Annotated in this window: 9 protein-coding genes, 2 tRNA genes and 3 rRNA genes; 11 read left to right on the forward strand and 3 right to left on the reverse strand. The window is 36.4% G+C overall.

All coding sequences use genetic code 11. The features are described 5' to 3' along the window. Positions 1-56 precede the first annotated feature (56 nt). The gene (locus tag AC3IPI_RS10725; protein ID WP_039114916.1) at positions 57-1,007 is read left to right on the forward strand and encodes a phosphoribosylaminoimidazolesuccinocarboxamide synthase; all 951 of its coding nucleotides are present in this window, start codon (positions 57-59) and stop codon (positions 1,005-1,007) included. A 64-nt stretch (positions 1,008-1,071) separates the two neighbouring features. On the opposite strand, the gene AC3IPI_RS10730 is transcribed toward AC3IPI_RS10725, so the two are convergent. Next, positions 1,072-1,617, reverse strand: coding sequence for an SRPBCC family protein (locus AC3IPI_RS10730; protein WP_409415831.1), 546 nt, complete (start codon positions 1,615-1,617; stop codon positions 1,072-1,074). Between the two features lie 25 nt (positions 1,618-1,642). Further along, positions 1,643-2,110 (reverse strand): DUF1801 domain-containing protein, encoded by a 468-nt coding sequence (locus tag AC3IPI_RS10735; protein WP_489158966.1) that lies wholly within the window; start codon positions 2,108-2,110, stop codon positions 1,643-1,645. Positions 2,111-2,363: 253 nt separating this feature from the next. Between AC3IPI_RS10735 and AC3IPI_RS10740 the strand changes: the two genes are divergently transcribed. From AC3IPI_RS10740 to AC3IPI_RS10750, 3 genes are all read left to right on the forward strand, one after another. Further along, the gene (locus AC3IPI_RS10740) at positions 2,364-2,762 is read left to right on the forward strand and encodes an ankyrin repeat domain-containing protein (protein WP_489158968.1); all 399 of its coding nucleotides are present in this window, start codon (positions 2,364-2,366) and stop codon (positions 2,760-2,762) included. Positions 2,763-2,999: 237 nt separating this feature from the next. Next, complete coding sequence (locus AC3IPI_RS10745) at positions 3,000-3,377, forward strand: ankyrin repeat domain-containing protein (protein ID WP_489158970.1); 378 nt, start codon at positions 3,000-3,002, stop codon at positions 3,375-3,377. Between the two features lie 357 nt (positions 3,378-3,734). Next, positions 3,735-4,118, forward strand: coding sequence for an ankyrin repeat domain-containing protein (locus AC3IPI_RS10750; protein ID WP_035627414.1), 384 nt, complete (start codon positions 3,735-3,737; stop codon positions 4,116-4,118). A gap of 95 nt (positions 4,119-4,213) precedes the next feature. Here the strand turns inward: AC3IPI_RS10750 and AC3IPI_RS10755 are convergent, their stop codons facing one another. Further along, positions 4,214-5,302 carry a M42 family metallopeptidase gene (locus AC3IPI_RS10755; protein WP_039114911.1) on the reverse strand — a complete coding sequence of 363 codons (1,089 nt, stop codon included), beginning with the start codon at positions 5,300-5,302 and terminating at the stop codon, positions 4,214-4,216. An 83-nt stretch (positions 5,303-5,385) separates the two neighbouring features. On the opposite strand from AC3IPI_RS10755, the gene AC3IPI_RS10760 reads away from it, so the two are divergent. The 7 genes from AC3IPI_RS10760 (at position 5,386) to rrf (ending at position 19,417) form a co-directional block, all read left to right on the forward strand. Next, positions 5,386-6,069 carry a DUF4294 domain-containing protein gene (locus AC3IPI_RS10760; protein ID WP_489158972.1) on the forward strand — a complete coding sequence of 228 codons (684 nt, stop codon included), beginning with the start codon at positions 5,386-5,388 and terminating at the stop codon, positions 6,067-6,069. A gap of 325 nt (positions 6,070-6,394) precedes the next feature. Next, positions 6,395-13,303 (forward strand): S8 family serine peptidase, encoded by a 6,909-nt coding sequence (locus tag AC3IPI_RS10765; RefSeq protein WP_489158974.1) that lies wholly within the window; start codon positions 6,395-6,397, stop codon positions 13,301-13,303. An 841-nt stretch (positions 13,304-14,144) separates the two neighbouring features. Next, positions 14,145-15,658 (forward strand): 16S ribosomal RNA (locus AC3IPI_RS10770). 120 nt (positions 15,659-15,778) lie between these two features. Then, positions 15,779-15,852, forward strand: a tRNA-Ile gene (locus AC3IPI_RS10775). Between the two features lie 158 nt (positions 15,853-16,010). Next, positions 16,011-16,084: transfer RNA gene (locus tag AC3IPI_RS10780), tRNA-Ala, on the forward strand. A 174-nt stretch (positions 16,085-16,258) separates the two neighbouring features. After that, positions 16,259-19,143: ribosomal RNA gene (locus AC3IPI_RS10785) — 23S ribosomal RNA — on the forward strand. Between the two features lie 164 nt (positions 19,144-19,307). Then, a 5S ribosomal RNA gene (gene rrf, locus AC3IPI_RS10790) occupies positions 19,308-19,417 on the forward strand. Together the 16S, 23S and 5S rRNA genes with 2 tRNA genes alongside form the textbook arrangement of a ribosomal RNA operon. Positions 19,418-19,552 lie beyond the last annotated feature (135 nt).

The following is a 19,552-nucleotide window of genomic DNA, read 5'->3' on the forward strand; positions in this document are numbered from 1 at the left end:
AATAGTTTTAAATTTGCATTCATAAAACACGAAACAACACAACACAACAAATAATAATGAGCAATACAATTACAACTACTAATTTTAATTTTCCAAATCAGAAATCGGTTTACCGCGGAAAAGTTAGAGAAGTTTATAATATCAACGATGAACTTTTGGTTATGGTTGCTACAGACAGGCTTTCGGCTTTTGATGTAGTTTTACCAAAAGGGATTCCTTATAAGGGACAAATCTTAAACCAGATTGCGACTAAATTTATGGAACTTACTCAAGATATTGTTCCTAATTGGTTAATTGCAACACCAGATCCAAACGTAGCTGTAGGTCATTTATGTGATCCATTTAAAGTAGAAATGGTTATTCGTGGTTATGTTTCTGGTCATGCTGCTCGTGAATATGCTGCTGGAAAAAGACAAATATGTGGAGTAACAATGGCGGAAGGCTTAAAGGAAAATGATAAATTTCCTGAGCCTATTATTACACCAACTACAAAAGCTGATAATGGATCGCATGACGAAGATATTTCTCGCGAAGATATTTTGGCTAAAGGAATTGTTTCTGAAGAAGATTATTTGGTTTTAGAAAAATATACGAGAGCTTTATTCCAGAGAGGAACAGAGATTGCTGCAAGTCGCGGATTAATTTTGGTAGATACTAAATATGAGTTTGGAAAAACTAAAGATGGTGTAATTGTTTTAATAGATGAAATTCATACTCCAGATTCTTCTCGTTATTTTTATGCAGAAGGATATCAGGAAAGACAAGATAAAGACGAAGAACAAAAACAATTATCTAAAGAGTTTGTTCGTCGTTGGTTAATCGAAAATGGGTTTCAAGGACAAGAAGGACAACAAATTCCTGATATGACTGATGCTTATATAGAATCTGTATCTGAGCGTTATATCGAATTATATGAAAACATTCTTGGAGAAAAATTCGTTAAAGCCGATATTAATAATATCGACGAACGTATTGAGAAAAACGTAATAGCTTATTTGAGTAAATAATATTTTACTTTAAAATATATTAAAAGAAACCCCGCAATTTAAAGTTGCGGGGTTGTTTTTTGCGCTACTGTTTGCCTTCTTGAATTACTTTTAAATTTTGAAGGCCAGTTTCGAGTTGTTCTCCAAGCATCTGATCCATATTCATAAATGCTAACATTAAATTCATAGGATACGGAGATCTACCATCAAATCCCCACTTTACTTTAGTTTGTGTTGGAGAAATGGCTTCTGTTGTCATATAAGCCATATCAGTAGATTCAAATGGAATTTTAAAACGAAGTTCAAATTCCAATCGTTCACCTGGAATAATTTTTTTTATTTCTTGTTCTCCTTTACCTACGTTTTTATCCTTGCTTTCCCAACCAGCTATTGCGCCAACGGTACCATCGGTTCCAGTAAAAGTTTTCTTCATTGCAGGATCTAACTTGGCCCAAACACTAAAATTATCTTGATTTTTTAAATACTTCACATAATTAAAGATACTATCTTTTGGCTTATTTATAGTGACTTCTCTTTCTACATGATATTCATTTGGTAAAAATAGAGCGACTATTAATGCTAGTATTACAATACTTAAAATTGCGAGAAGAATTTTTTTTATAACTTTCATAAATTTAAAATTAAGTGGTTTATAATTATTTTGATTGTTTATACTTAAACTCTGATTCATAACAATTAATCCAATCTTCTACAGACATTTTTTGTACCAGTTGCGCTATTAGTTCAAACGGGATGCCATCCATTTTTTTAAACCGAATGCAGCTTTTTCCCATGTCCAGTTTTTGTTTGCTATATTTAGGATATTCTGAAACAAACCATTCTAGTAATTCTGGTTTTGCATAAATTCCCATATGGTATAATGCCACAAAGTTTTTTTGAGAAGCAATGTTTATAAATGGCAAAGGCAATTTTGGATTGCAATGATAACCTGCAGGATAAATAGAATGTGGTACAAGATAGCCTAACATTCCGTAGCTCAATTCTTCAGTAAAACCTTTAGGAAGATTATTAAGTATAGTTTCTCGAAGTTTAAGAAAAGTAGCTTTTCTTTTTTCAGGAAGTGATGTTAAATATTCTTCTATTGTTGTTGCTGATGATTGCATTTTAAGTTTTTAATGTAAAGTTAAATAAATTTTAGTATTCTGAATTTTAATTGTTTATAAAATAAAATCAGTAAGTTTTATTTGTTTTTAAATATAATGCAACCTTTTGACTCTTTTTGTCGTCTTACTAATATATGAGATAAGTTTTTATGCAATTTATCTAAGTAGTGTAACATTTTGCTTATTTGTGTATCATTTATTAACTGTATATTTTACTGAAGAGAATAATAATCAATCAATCAATCAATCAATCATGAAAAAGTCAATCGTTTATTTAGGAGTTGCTTTAGTCGCTTTTGCAAATTCAGCGTCAGCATCAAGCACTAGTTCAACTATCAAAGTATTCAGTAATGAGAAACATATCGTTCAGGGATATGATAGAAGCCCTCTTAATGTTGCTATTAGCAAGGGTGATATCGATACTGTGAAGAAATTCATTGAATATGGTGCTGATGTAAATAAAGTAATAGACAAAATGTCTCCATTAATGGCCGCAGCTCGTTATAATCGAGTTGAAATTATGAAATTTCTTGTATCTAAAGGAGCTGAACTTGATACGGAAAATGAGAATGGCTATACTGCTTTAAAATACGCAGAAGTTTCTAAAGCAAAAGATGCTGCAGCTTTTTTAAAAACTATCATAAAAAAATAACTGTTATTGGAATCCTATCCTACTATAAAAGACACAAATTTAAATTTGCGGTCTTTTTTGTTTAGAAAGGATTTAGGCTTTTATTGATTCATTTAAAAATAAAAACAAATGCAAAAAAAACTATTTAGTTCTGTAACATTTAGATTTTTTGGATGTCTTAATAATTAGTATTTATCTTAGAATTTGGAAGAATTCTAAAATCATCAATCAAATCAATCATCAATCAAATCAATCATCATGAAAAAATCAATCGTTTATTTAGGAGTAGCTTTATTAGCTTTAACCAATGGTGTACAAGCTTCAAACTCTAACTACAAAATATTTACAAGTGCTACACATATCAATTATGATATTAGTCCTTTAAATGTTGCAATTTGTAAGGGAGATATTGAAACTGTTAAAAGACTTATAGAATACGGAGCTAATGTAAATAAAGTATCGGGAGGATTAACTCCGCTAATGACAGCAGCTCGTTATAATAAAGTTGAAATTATTAAACTTTTACTTGAAAAAGGGGCTAATCCTTATACCACTGCCGAAAATGGATATAATGCTTTAAAATTTGCCGAAGTCTCTAAAGCTGTAGATGCAGTAGCCTTTTTAAAGCAATATTAGCCTTATACGTTTTAGTAAGTAAAACCTTTAAGCCTGAGTTTAGGTAGCAGGTTTCTTTAAATTCTTTTTTTTAATTTGTTTGTTTTTAAGGTGTTGATATATAGATATTTATTTTTTTAAATAATTGTGTAACATTTAGTTTGTTTATGCGTCTTTATAATAAGTAGGTTCTTTTTAAAAACAATAATTTAATGTTGAGGTTCTAATTTTAAGAGAATGTTAATTGTTAGTTAAAACAAAGTACCTTGCAAAGCATAATACCAAAAATAAATATATATTTGTATAAGAATTACAAAGCATTTAAAATCATCAATCAAAATTAATTATCAATCACAATCAATCAAAAAATCAATCATCATGAAAAAGTCAATCGTTTATTTAGGAGTAGCTTTAGTAGCTTTTGTTAATGTTTCTTTAGCTTCAAATTCAGTTCAGCATTCATTTGCTAATGACAAAATTATCGTTTCAACTTACGATTCTACACCATTAAATGTTGCTATCAGCAAAGGTGACATCGAAACTGTTAAAAAGTTTATAGAATACGGTGCAAATGTAAATGAAACGGCAGATGGAATGTCTCCGTTAATGACAGCAGCTCGTTACAATAAAGTTGAAATTTTAAAAATTTTAATCGAAAAAGGAGCTAATGTTGATGCTAAAGATGAAAAAGGGTATACAGCTTTAAAATATGCAGAATTATCTAATGCTAAAGATGCTGTAGCAATTTTAAAACACGCATAACATAATAACATTAACTGTTGTTTAGTTTTATTAATAGAAAGACCGCAAATCTAAATTTTAGATTTGCGGTCTTTTTTTTTAAATCTATTTAAATTTTATTTGAAATAAGAAAAAGTTTCTTCGTTTTCAATTTTTAATAAAGATTCGTAAATCAATTTTATTACATTCTCGACATCATCACGATGAACCATTTCTACAGTTGTATGCATATATCGTAAAGGAAGAGAAATTAATGCTGAAGCTACACCACCATTACTATAAGCAAAAGCATCAGTATCTGTTCCTGTAACTCTTGATGATGCTAAACGCTGAAATGGAATTTTATTAGCTTCGGCAGTATTAATAATTAACTCACGTAGATTATTTTGTACAGCAGGTGCATACGTAATAACTGGTCCTAAACCAATTTTAGTATCACCTTCTATTTTCTTTTCAATCATAGGAGTTGTCGAGTCGTGGCAAACATCGGTAACAATCGCTACGTTTGGTTTGATTGTTTTGGTAATCATTTCGGCACCACGTAACCCAACTTCTTCTTGAACAGAATTTGTAATGTATAATCCAAACGGAAGTTTTACTTTGTTTTCGTGTAATAAACGAGCTACTTCGGCAATCATAAAACCTCCCATACGATTATCAAGTGCACGACAAACAAATTTGTTTTCGTTTAAAATCATAAATTCATCAGGATATGTAATGACACAACCTACATGAACCCCCATTTTCTCTACTTGCTCTTTAGTCTCGCAACCTAAATCGATGAAGATATTACTAATTTTCGGGTTCTCTTCTTTATCTCTATTTCGGGTATGAATTGCTGGCCATCCAAAAACACCTTTAACAATTCCTTTTTTAGTATGAATGTTAACTCTTTTTGATGGAGCAATCTGGTGATCAGAACCACCATTTCTTATTACATATATTAATCCGTCATCAGTAATATAATTTACATACCATGAGATTTCATCAGCATGACCTTCGATCACTACTTTATAAGGAGCATCAGGATTTATAACTCCTACAGCAGTTCCGTAGGTATCGGTAATAAAAGTATCAACGTATGGTTTTAAATAATCCATCCAGATTTTTTGTCCGCTGCTTTCGTATCCAGTAGGAGAAGCGTTATTTAGATAGCTTTCTAAAAAAGCAATTGAAGTATCGTTTAAGATTGATTTTGTACTCATAAAATTATTTTTTTGCTAAATTATAAATTTGGTATTACAGTTGTATATATAATGTATAATTTTACACTTAAATTAATAACTCAATGAAGTTTATAACCTACTTATTCTGCTTTCTATTCATGTCATTTGTTGGTCATGCGCAAGTCGATAAAAAAGATCCCGAACAAATGGGATATATTTTAACTGAAAAGGATTCAATATTAAATGATACGATTGAATTACCCGAAATTATTATATCAAAGGAAAAGCTTGATCCCGAGGCTCAAAAACAATTTTTAATTCTCCAGAATAGAGTTTACAAAACGTATCCATTTGCAAGATTAGCATCTGATAGGTTAGTGGCACTTAATAAAGGGATGGCTCGATTATCTTCAAACAGAGAAAAGAAGAAATATTTTAAAATCGTTGAAGATTATCTTAACAATGAATTCGAAGGGAAGCTTAAAAAATTATCTCGAAAACAAGGCCAAATATTAGTAAAATTAATTCATCGTCAAACAGGAACTACTACATACGAGTTAGTAAAGACATTGAAAAGTGGATGGAAAGCATTTTGGGCAAATACTACGGCGAATGTTTTTGATATAAGTTTAAAGACAGAATATGCACCTTATGAGGTTAACGAAGATTATCTCATAGAAACAATCTTAGTACGGGCTTTTGAATCTGGTAGATTACAATATCAGACACCTGCAAAACCAGTCGATTATGACGACCTTAGTAATCGATGGCAAGAAAAAGCCAAAGAGTTGAAGGCTGCAAAATAGACCGAATATTTAATTAAAAATTATACAAGACTTATCATATTAGTATGGTAAGTCTTTTTTTTTTGTAGCTGTTATTTTTATTAGTAACGTGAAGTTCTTTTTTTTAAGAATTTATTTATTTTAATTTTCTTCCGGAAGTAATTGGTTATTTTTTTAATCAAGGCTTGAACATGCAGTTTTGTTATAATTCTTCCTTGCAAGCTGTTCTTTCTTTTTTTATTTAACAAATTAGATTTAGTTATAATTTGTTATTTATGATTTTATTTGTAGGTTTACTCTTTAGTGACTATTTGTTAACCGTTTATTAATCAATTAATTTAGTGAAATGAAGAAAAAATTACTCAGCCTGATTATGATGTTTTTCGTTATTACATCATGGTCGCAAAGCATTTCTGAAAATGATTATTCTATTTCCGTAAATGGGAATAAAATAAGTACTTCTGCTAATTTTAAACAGCAGGTTAAAGAACTTAAGAGAACAACAAGTAAGCAAAGTCCGAAGACGGAATATACTTTGTTACAGTTTACAAAAATTCCATCAGCAGATGAGCAACAAAAATTAAAAAGGCAGGGGATAACTTTACTTAGTTATTTATCTAATAATGCTTATTATGTAGCAATCAGCCCAGAATTTTATAGTAAAGGAACTGTTCCTGATAATATAAGAACAGTTATTACAATAGATTCTAAGTATAAATTAGATCAGGAGATTGTAAATGAGGTTATTCCTGATTATGCACAGCAAGGAAGTACTATTAAAGTAGTGGTGAGTTATTTTAAAGGAGTTGATGCTAAAGTTATTTCACAAGATTTATCAAGCTTGTTTGTAAAAAGCAGTAAAATTGATGAGGTATTTAACACAGTTTATCTAGAAGCTTCTAAAGATAAATTAGAAGAAATTGCAAAATTAAATTGGGTTCAAAATATTGAGTTAGTTCCAGCACCAGTAGAAAGTGATAATCTTCCTGGAGTTACTTCGCATAAAGCAAATGTTTTAAGCTCAGGCATTGCTGGCTTAGGATACGGATTAACTGGAAAAGGAGTAAAAGTTGGTGTTTGGGATGGAAATCTCGAAGAACACAAAGATCATACAGGCAGAGTAACCCGTAAAGAATATGAATCGAATTCATCTCACGGAGAGCATGTTTCAGGAACTATTGGAGGTGCAGGTTTATTAGACCCAAGAGCAAAAGGAATGGCTCCAGAAGTGCTAATGTATGGCTGGAATTTTAATACTCAGTCTAACGGATTAGCAGTTTACCAAGAAAGAGTATTGTCTGTTCAGCAAGATGATATAGAGATTACATCAAATTCTTATGGAATTAATCTTAGTTCAGGGTTCAATACGTTCAGATATAATGCTGGAGATAGAGGAGATGATAATGTAACAGTGGCATATCCTTATCTTTTAAATATTTATTCTAATGGAAATGCGCAAACAGCATATCCAGGAGGATTTAATACATCAACAAAAAATTCAAAAAATGCATTACATGTAGCTGCAAACGACCCTAATGATTTAATTAGTAGTTATAGTAGCTTTGGACCTACACTCGATGGGCGTTTAGTGCCACAAATTGCTGCGGTTGGTACCGATGTGTATTCATTAGATTATAGTAACTCGTATCAGGTTATGAGTGGAACCTCAATGGCAACACCAGGAACAACAGGTACAGTAGCTTTACTTTATGAGAGATATAAAAATATTTATGGAGCAAGACCATTGGCATCCTTAATGAAAGCTTTGGTGGCAAACACGGCTAAAGATGTAGGTAATCCTGGTCCAGATTATAAATACGGATTTGGTAATCTTAACGGATTAAGGGCTGTTAAAGTTATTGATAAAGGGATGTTCTATACGGCAACTGTAGCCAATGGAGCAACTTATGAAAAGGATATTGTAGTTCCGGCAGGATTGGTTACATTAAAAGTAATGCTAGCATATTCAGATATTGGTGCTGAACCAGGTTCTAGTTCTACTCAGGTTAATGATTTAGATATTAAAATCGTTAAAGATGGTGTTACTACTTTGCCATGGATTTTAAATGCAACAACGCCTAATGTAAATGCAACACGAGGAGTCGATAATATGAATAATATCGAACAGGTAACATTAGATAACCCAGCTCCAGGAATCTATAAAATTATTATTACTGGTACAAAAATTCCTCTTATTGCTGCTCAGGAGTTTTCTGTAGTATATGATTATGTAGCTCCAGAATTGATTTTGACTTATCCGATAGGTGGCGAAAAATTCAATACTGAATCTACAGAATATATTCGTTGGGATTATGAAGGAGAGCCAAAAAACTTTACAATAGAATATTCCGTTGATGGAGGAGTAAATTATTCAATAATTGCAGCAGATGTTCCATCGGCAGCAAGAAATTTTGCTTGGAAAGTTCCTGCAGGAATAGTTGCTAATGCTAAAATAAGAATTAGTGCAGGTACAAAAACTGATGCTTCCAAAGAAGTTTTTAATATTATAGCCGAACCTAAAAATCTAGTTATTGCACCAGCAGCATGTGGAGTTTCGTCCTATAAAATGGATTGGGATCCTATTGCAGGAGCAAAATATGAGGTATTGAAAATGAATGGTTATAAGTTTGATGTTGTAGCAACCGTTACAGATCCTACATATACATTTGCAAATGTAACAGTAGGAGAGGACAACTGGTTTTCAGTTCGTACTGTAGATATTGCAACCCAAATTGTTTCAGAAAGAGTTCGTGCGGTAAATGTAGAACCTGTTTCTCAACCGGTTTTAAATGCAGCTAGTTTGCCATTTGTTGAAGAATTTACCAATAGAAAAGCAACAAATTATGTTTTTTCTAAAGGAAGAACAGGAGAGGTGAAATATGAGTATGTGAATTCTGAGTTTTTAGATGGAGTAAAAATGGCTGGATCAGCAGGTACAGCTTCGGCCCCTTGGGTAGTCAGCCCAAAAAACAATCTGGCATTTACTAATAATCCAGATTATATAAAAAAAGTAACTTTTTGCGATATAGATGCAACTAGTCTGGCAGGGAAAGTATTAAGACTGAAGTTCTTTTTAGAATGGGCTAATGTTACTCCGGTTGGGATGGATAAAAACCTTTTTAGAGTTTCGGTAAATGGAGTTCCATTAATGAGTCATGAAGGTCTGGATGTATATGGTGAAACTCCTTCTTACAGTGATAAAGAATTAACCTATGATTTATCGGCTTATGCAGGGACTACGTTTAGTATAGCTTTTGAAACAGTAAGCGATAATGATTTTGTTACAGTAAACAACGTAAATATATATAGTGCGACTTATATTGATAATGTTGAAATTTTTGAAGCTACTGCAACCGATTTAGCTTTAAGCTCATTTAAGCCTAACGCAGGAGTTACTGCTACAGAAACTGTACAAGTAAAAGTTTTTAATAACTCTCCAGTAGCAATTAGCAATATTCCAGTTTCATATAAAATTAATAATGGAGCAGTAATTGCAGAAACAATTCCTGGGCCGGTTAACCCATTGAGTGAGGTGACTTATGATTTTACTCAAAAAGCTGATTTTTCTGCGCCAGGAGTATATACTGTAGTAGGTAATGTAAATTATCCGGGCGATGCAGTTTCAGAGAATAATACAATAACAAAAAATGTTAATAATATAGGGTCTGATATAACAATGGGATCAGTTGCTAATAAGACGACCTGTGCAGCGACATTTACAGATAGTGGGACGCGTTACGGAAATTATGCAGATAAGCTTACGCAAACAATTACTTTTATACCAGAAAACGTAGGAAGTAGTATTAATGTAAATTTTACTGACTTTGATTTAGAATTGGGGTATGATTTTTTATACGTTTACAATGGGCCAACCACTGCAGCTACTTTATTAGGCAGATTTACTGGTAATACTTTACCTTCATCATTAACTTCTACAGCCGTTGGAGGAGAATTAACTTTCAGATTTATTTCAGATGAAATTGAAAACGGAAGTGGATGGATTGCAGATATTACTTGTGTAACTAAACCACTTGTAAATGATGTAAGTATCGTTTCTATAGTAACACCAGAAGTTCTGGGAAAAAAAACAAGTACACATGACATAACTATTAGAGTTAGTAATTTAGGACCTGTTGCAGTAACAAATTATCCTGTGTTTTATCAGATAGGTACAACAGGAGCGAAAGTGATCGAAGCTGTTCCTGCTATTGCACCATATTCAACAGTTAGTTTTACGTTTGCTACCAAAGCAGATTTGTCTACTGTTAATGCTGAATATAAAATTATAAGTGGTGTTGATGTAGCAGATGATAATGCTGCTAATGATGTAATTGAAAAAATTGTATTTAATAAAAACGATTTGCCAGCTCATACCAATACAGATGGATATGCAATTTCTAGATTAAAATGGAATGATGTTGTAAATACTTCAGGAACTACAGCTTATTCAGATTTTAAGAATATAAAAATCCCTGTATACGCAGGATTTAACTATCAGCCAGAAGTTACAATAACCAAAACAGAAGTACCACTTATAGGGAACCAAACCGGATCGGCTGTAGGGGTATTTACGATGATTGTTATTGATTTAAACGGAGATGGCAATTTAACCGATGAATTTTATGCTGGTAATTATTGGGTAAACACGACAAGTCCTGTGACTGCACCAGCCATTGCATCTACAATAAGTAAGCATTATTTTACGAACAGACAAGTTACTATAGGGGGCATAACCATTCCTGCGGGAACAACAGCAGGCGAAAAATTAATGCGAGTTATTCACATGTTCCGTGCTCCTAATGAATATTATAATGTAAATCTAGGACCAACAATTGATGGACTTACAAGTTCAAGATCAGATTTTGAGGTAGAAGAATATACCATTAATGTATTGCCATTTACAGCTGCCGATGCAAGTGTAGAAAAAATTGTTGCTCCGGTTAAACCTGGTAATGCACCAGTTTCAGTTACTGCTGTTATAGGTAATTATTCAAATACACCTATTACGAATTTTCCAGTAGCATACAAAATTAATGGAGGAGGTGAAGTTATTCAGAATTTTACAGGGATAATTCCAGCAGCCGGAACAGCTAACTTTACATTTACAACAAAAGCTAATTTAGGCGCTCCTGGAGATTATACAATTGAAGTTTATACTCAATTAGTAGGAGATACAGATGCTACAAATAATTCAAAATCAGTAACACTTTCGCATGTTGCAAATTATGCTACGAATGTTACAGGAACTTTTGATGGGATAAATGATTTTGTAAAAACAGATATTACTCCAGCTTTAAATCTTACTAATAACTATACATTCGAAGCTTGGCTTAACCAAAAACAACCATCAGTTTTCGGAAGACTTTTAGATAAAAGTTCAGTATTAGCCTTTATACACAATACAGCTAATCTAACTCTTTATAAAGAAAACAGTTTAGTACTTTCTATAACTACACCAGGAGGCTCTTATGTTGTAAATACAGGATTAAATACTATTAAACAAAACACTTGGCAACATATTGCTTTTACTGTAAGTGCTGCCAATGTGTATACGGTTTATATAGATGGGGTTTCAGTTCCATTTACTAGTACAGGTACTGCGGCGGCTGCATCTTCAAATGCATCTTCTGCAGTCTACATAGGTAATAATGCAGGCTTGGCTCGTGGTATAAACGGGAATATAGATGAGGTTCGTATTTGGTCAGGAGTACGTAATCAGGCAACAATAGCTGCAAACACGATGACAAAGTATTTTGGTAATGAACCAGGATTAATAGCGTATTATTCATTTTCAGAGGGAAATAAACAATTTGTTTTTGATAGTACTCTAAATGATAATACAGCTGTAGTAACAAATGCCGATACAAATGGACAGGGCGAAGGTAAATTCTGGAATGTTCCGGTTTTATTACAAAAAGTAGATTTTGTAAATCAACTTTCAGCTTCTTATGATGCAGCTACTAAAACTTATTCGGTGTTATTAAACGATGGAACAGATATAACAACGGCAGTAGCTAATTATTCATTGGCAATGAAAAGTATTGCAAAAATAAATGGGGTAACACAAGTAAGTGGAGTTACTACAAATGACTATACAAATCCAGTTACTTTAAATGTAGAAGGAGTAGGTTTTAACACAGGAATTATAGAAACATATACTATTAAAGTGTTAACAGGTTTAAGCAATGAAAGCAAATTACTTTCGTACGACTTTAAAACAGCATCCAATCCAGGATTAGCACAGGAAATCAATACAGATATCGTAGGAAGCAATGCTACTAAAACATTGACTTATGGAATTGATGTGTCTAATTTAATTGCAGATTTTACAGTTTCATCAGGAGCAGAGTTATATATAGACGGAGTAAAACAATTAAATTCCAAAGCGGTTGTTTCAGACTATACAAACAGCTTTTTGGTTTCAGTAGTTTCAGAGAATAAGCTTTCACAAACAAACTACACCGTTACTTTAAATGCAAAGAATTCAGAAGCAAGTATAATTGCATATTCAGTAGCAAACCAAATAGGAGCAAGTGTAATAGATCCAGTTTTAAAAACGGTAAAAGTTCTGGTTAATAATAATGCCAATTTAAGTGTATTAGTTCCTGTTTTCCAAATATCCGATTTTGCTACATTACGTATTGGAACTTATTTCCAAAATAGCGGAGTAACAACATTAAATTATACTTTACCTATTGTATATAATGTAACAGCTCAAGACGGAACTATCGAGAATTGGACAATAACAATTGAAAGAGCTAAACCAATAATTACACTTTTAGGAAATGTAATAGTTTCTCTAGATAAAGGTTGTCCATATGTAGAAGCTGGTTTCACTGCCAAAGATAATCTAGATGTAGACCTTACTCCAGGAGTAATAGTTACAGGAACTGTCGATGTAAACACACCAGGGCAATATATACTGACTTATACTGTAAAAGATGCATTGCTAAATGAATTTGTTGTAACACGTACAATAAATGTATCAAGTACAGTTTGTACTCTAGGAGTACCTACAAATACAATCGAAGGATTTGTTATTTATCCAAATCCGGTTAAAGACGGGAAAGTATATGTACAAACAGCATCTACAAGTAAAAAGAATATCAGAATATCCGATATGTCTGGAAAAATTGTTTTCACAGTACAAACCGAAAACAAAGAATTAAATATTCATAATCTACCTACAGGAGTTTATATTATAAAAGTAGAGCAAGATGGTAATACATCAACTCAAAAACTTATTGTAGAATAAATAGATTATAAAATCAAGTTATCCTTAAGCGGCTGCTATATATAGTAGCCGTTTTTTTTATGGCCTTATATATAGGAGTAAGATTGTACTATAATATATAGGAGCTATTTCCTGCTATCCGCTACAATCTTGACCTTTTTAAAGAAAAAAGGCCAAGGATTTTCGCTACTATCAGGGCTAGGGGAGATAAAACATAACAAAAGCTGCTTAGGAAAGGCAATAATAGAGACTTTGCGCCTTAGCGCCTTTGCGCGAAACCCAGTAAAACCCAGCAAAAACAGGAAAAAATCCCAAAAAAGCCAGAGATAAAGAAAAAATAACAGCCCGTAAGGGGTGTGTTATCAGAGTATTAAGAAAAGAATAAAAAATAAACCAAAAATACTCCATAAAAAGTATTGATTATCTATATAAAGGTGGTAGTTTTGCACCCGCAACAACGACAAACGTTCCTTTAAATACTGGCAAGCAAGACGAATCAAAATAGAAATAAAATTCTAAAAAAAAAGATTTAGAAAAGCTTGTGAGAATGGAAATCGGATGTTACATTTGCACCCCGCAAAACAACGGAAAGTTCCTTGAAAGATTGATAAGAAAGAAGAAAACGGAAACGAAAATTTTCCAAAAAAAAACTTCACAAATTTCTTGCCAGTTAGAAAAGACTTTTCTACTTTTGCACCCGCTTTGAGAAACAAGCGACATTAAAAAAGAAGAATACGTTCCTAGACATATTGAATTGACAGCCGTTTTAAGAGAGATCTTAGAACAACAAAATAAGAGTAATAGAATCGAGAGATTTGAAAAAACCGATAGAATCATTAGTCGCAATATAATATTAAAATATACGATGAAGAGTTTGATCCTGGCTCAGGATGAACGCTAGCGGCAGGCTTAACACATGCAAGTCGAGGGGTATGCTTCTTCGGGAGCAGAGACCGGCGCACGGGTGCGTAACGCGTATGCAATCTACCTTTTACAGAGGGATAGCCCAGAGAAATTTGGATTAATACCTCATAGTATAATAGCTCGGCATCGAGCAATTATTAAAGTCACAACGGTAAAAGATGAGCATGCGTCCCATTAGCTAGTTGGTAAGGTAACGGCTTACCAAGGCTACGATGGGTAGGGGTCCTGAGAGGGAGATCCCCCACACTGGTACTGAGACACGGACCAGACTCCTACGGGAGGCAGCAGTGAGGAATATTGGACAATGGGCGCAAGCCTGATCCAGCCATGCCGCGTGCAGGATGACGGTCCTATGGATTGTAAACTGCTTTTGTACAGGAAGAAACAGTTCTACGTGTAGAGCCTTGACGGTACTGTAAGAATAAGGATCGGCTAACTCCGTGCCAGCAGCCGCGGTAATACGGAGGATCCAAGCGTTATCCGGAATCATTGGGTTTAAAGGGTCCGTAGGCGGTTTAATAAGTCAGTGGTGAAAGCCCATCGCTCAACGGTGGAACGGCCATTGATACTGTTAAACTTGAATTATTAGGAAGTAACTAGAATATGTAGTGTAGCGGTGAAATGCTTAGAGATTACATGGAATACCAATTGCGAAGGCAGGTTACTACTAATTGATTGACGCTGATGGACGAAAGCGTGGGTAGCGAACAGGATTAGATACCCTGGTAGTCCACGCCGTAAACGATGGATACTAGCTGTTGGGAGCAATTTCAGTGGCTAAGCGAAAGTGATAAGTATCCCACCTGGGGAGTACGTTCGCAAGAATGAAACTCAAAGGAATTGACGGGGGCCCGCACAAGCGGTGGAGCATGTGGTTTAATTCGATGATACGCGAGGAACCTTACCAAGGCTTAAATGTAGATTGACCGATTTGGAAACAGATCTTTCGCAAGACAATTTACAAGGTGCTGCATGGTTGTCGTCAGCTCGTGCCGTGAGGTGTCAGGTTAAGTCCTATAACGAGCGCAACCCCTGTTGTTAGTTGCCAGCGAGTCATGTCGGGAACTCTAACAAGACTGCCAGTGCAAACTGTGAGGAAGGTGGGGATGACGTCAAATCATCACGGCCCTTACGCCTTGGGCTACACACGTGCTACAATGGCCGGTACAGAGAGCAGCCACTGGGCGACCAGGAGCGAATCTATAAAACCGGTCACAGTTCGGATCGGAGTCTGCAACTCGACTCCGTGAAGCTGGAATCGCTAGTAATCGGATATCAGCCATGATCCGGTGAATACGTTCCCGGGCCTTGTACACACCGCCCGTCAAGCCATGGAAGCTGGGGGTGCCTGAAGTCGGTGACCGCAAGGAGCTGCCTAGGGTAAAACTGGTAACTAGGGCTAAGTCGTAACAAGGTAGCCGTACCGGAAGGTGCGGCTGGAACACCTCCTTTCTAGAGCCCTATATGTTAGCAGCAATGCACGTTAGGGAAAGAAGACGAATTGACCTATAGGTTAAATTGAAGATTATATTACTCTGCTGTTAGTTCAAATAATACAATTAAGTAAAACAGAGTCTCGTAGCTCAGCTGGTTAGAGTACTACACTGATAATGTAGGGGTCGGCAGTTCGAGTCTGCCCGGGACTACTTTTTAAAAAGTAATTGACAATTAATAATTGACAATTTCTAATTAGAAAGACTGTAAGCTTAAAAAAGGAAATTCTAGAAGTTGGAATTCACCAAAAGAAATTAGATAAGAATTAAGAAGTCTAAAATCTGAATTCTACAATCTAAGATTGAAAAATGGGGGATTAGCTCAGCTGGCTAGAGCGCCTGCCTTGCACGCAGGAGGTCAACGGTTCGACTCCGTTATTCTCCACAAAAAGCTATAAGCCATCGGCTAAAAGCTTAATGCCTAAAGCGTAAAGCCTAAAGCATAATAAAGTTCATTGACATATTGAGATAAGAAAATAATAAAAAGTAGAAAGCATTTTTTATTGAAAGTAGTGATACAGACGATAAAGAAAACGGTCTTGATTTATCAAGACTGGTACAATAAGCAAAATAAGGGCGTATGGGGGATGCCTTGGCTCTCAGAGGCGATGAAAGGCGTGATAAGCTGCGAAAAGTTACGGGGATCGGCACACACGAATTGATCCGTAAATACCTGAATGGGGCAACCCACTATGTTGAAGACATAGTACACCGATAGGTGGGCAAACCCGCTGAACTGAAACATCTAAGTAGGCGGAGGAGAAGAAAACAAAAGTGATTCCGTAAGTAGTGGCGAGCGAACGCGGATTAGCCCAAACCAATGTTGTTACGGCAAGATTGGGGTTGTAGGACCACGACATTTCTTGCACAAAGAATTAGAATCTACTGGAAAGTAGAACCATAGAGGGTGATAGTCCCGTATAGGTAATGAGTGTAAAGGATAGTGGTATCCTGAGTAGGGCGGGGCACGTGAAACCCTGTCTGAATTTGGCGGGACCATCCGCTAAGGCTAAATACTCCTGAGAGACCGATAGTGAACCAGTACCGTGAGGGAAAGGTGAAAAGAACCGTGAATAACGGAGTGAAATAGATCCTGAAACCATACGCTTACAAGCGGTCGGAGCCCTTTCGTGGGGTGACGGCGTGCCTTTTGCATAATGAGCCTACGAGTTAACGTTGCTGGCAAGGATAAGTGGTTAAGCCACGGATCCGTAGCGAAAGCGAGTCTGAATAGGGCGCTTTAGTCAGTAGTGTTAGACGCGAAACCGTGTGATCTACCCATGGGCAGGTTGAAGCTGTGGTAACACACAGTGGAGGACCGAACCGGTTGACGTTGAAAAGTCTTCGGATGACCTGTGGGTAGGGGTGAAAGGCCAATCAAACTCGGAAATAGCTCGTACTCCCCGAAATGCATTTAGGTGCAGCGTTGTGCATAAAGTTATATAGAGGTAGAGCTACTGATTGGATGCGGGGGCTTCACCGCCTACCAATTCCTGACAAACTCCGAATGCTATATAATGTTTCACAACAGTGAGGGCTTGGGTGCTAAGGTCCAAGTCCGAGAGGGAAAGAACCCAGACCATCAGCTAAGGTCCCCAAATATATGTTAAGTTGAAAGAACGAGGTTTGTCTGCCCAGACAGCTAGGATGTTGGCTTGGAAGCAGCCATTCATTTAAAGAGTGCGTAACAGCTCACTAGTCGAGCGGACGAGCATGGATAATAATCGGGCATAAACATATTACCGAAGCTATGGATTTTGACTTAGGTCAAAGTGGTAGGGGAGCATTCTAACAGGGTTGAAGGTGTGTCGTAAGGCATGCTGGACTGGTTAGAAAAGAAAATGTAGGCATAAGTAACGATAATGCGGGCGAGAAACCCGCACACCGAAAGACTAAGGTTTCCACAGCTATGCTAATCAGCTGTGGGTTAGTCGGGACCTAAGGCGAACCCGAAAGGGACAGTCGATGGACCACGGGTTAATATTCCCGTACTACTTATTACTGTGATGGGGTGACGGAGTGATGAAAGCGCCGCGAACTGACGGAATAGTTCGTTGAAGTACCTACCTATAAGCTGCGCAGGCAAATCCACGCGGCTTGGGGAAATACGATAGTACTCGGAGACTTCGGTCAAAGAGATAGTGCGCCTAAGGGCTTCCAAGAAAAACCTCTAAACTTCAGGTAATAAGTACCCGTACCGCAAACCGACACAGGTAGTCGAGGAGAGAATCCTAAGGTGCTCGAGAGATTCATGGCTAAGGAATTAGGCAAAATAGACCTGTAACTTCGGGAGAAAGGTCGCCAGCAGCAATGCTGGCCGCAGTGAAGAGGTCCAGGCGACTGTTTATCAAAAACACAGGGCTCTGCAAAATCGTAAGATGAAGTATAGGGCCTGACACCTGCCCGGTGCTGGAAGGTTAAGAGGAGATGTTATCTTCGGAGAAGCATTGAATTGAAGCCCCAGTAAACGGCGGCCGTAACTATAACGGTCCTAAGGTAGCGAAATTCCTTGTCGGGTAAGTTCCGACCTGCACGAATGGTGTAACGATCTGGACACTGTCTCAGCCATGAGCTCGGTGAAATTGTAGTAGCGGTGAAGATGCCGCTTACCCGCAGTGGGACGAAAAGACCCTGTGCACCTTTACTATAGCTTAGTATTGACCTTGGATAAATGATGTGTAGGATAGGTTGGAGACTGTGAAGTGGCGTCGCTAGGCGTTGTGGAGTCATTGTTGAAATACAACCCTTTGTTTATCTGAGGCCTAACCCCGCTCAAGCGGGGGACATTGCTTGGTGGGTAGTTTGACTGGGGTGGTCGCCTCCAAAAGAGTAACGGAGGCTTCTAAAGGTTCCCTCAGTACGCTTGGTAACCGTGCGTAGAGTGCAATGGCATAAGGGAGCTTGACTGAGAGACATACAGGTCGATCAGGTACGAAAGTAGAGCATAGTGATCCGGTGGTTCCGCATGGAAGGGCCATCGCTCAAAGGATAAAAGGTACGCCGGGGATAACAGGCTGATCTCCCCCAAGAGCTCATATCGACGGGGGGGTTTGGCACCTCGATGTCGGCTCGTCACATCCTGGGGCTGGAGAAGGTCCCAAGGGTTGGGCTGTTCGCCCATTAAAGTGGCACGCGAGCTGGGTTCAGAACGTCGTGAGACAGTTCGGTCTCTATCTACTGTGGGCGCAAGAAATTTGAGTGGATCTGATTCTAGTACGAGAGGACCGAATTGGACAAACCTCTAGTGTATCTGTTGTTCCGCCAGGAGCACCGCAGAGTAGCTACGTTTGGAAGGGATAAGCGCTGAAAGCATATAAGCGCGAAACCCACCACAAGATGAGATTTCTTTTAAGGATCGTGGGAGATGACCACGTTGATAGGCTATAGATGTAAAGGCAGTAATGTCATAGTCGAGTAGTACTAATAATCCGTAAGCTTATGTACGCTTTTCCAGCCCCCTAACCCCCAAAGGGGGAACAAAGGGGCTGGGAGAAACTTTCTAAAAAATACTTTTTTCTTTATCTCAGTGTGTTAAGATATTATTTTTAATTATGAATTATCAATTGTTAATTATTAATTAAAAAAGTTACCTCAAGTAACAACGACCTTAAGGTGGTTATTGCGGCGGGGCTCACCTCTTCCCATCCCGAACAGAGTAGTTAAGCCCGCCTGCGCAGATGGTACTGCAGTTATGTGGGAGAGTATGTCGTCGCCTTTCTTTTAAATCCTCATCAAGTAATTGATGGGGATTTTTTTTTGTGCTTTACTTTTTGGGATTTGTAGGGATCAGAGTAATTGGGATCAACACGAAAACCTGTGGAGTAGTAAAAATTAAGCATAAATATTGGTTAGT

It is taken from the genome of Flavobacterium sp. GL_143, from assembly GCF_057834355.1.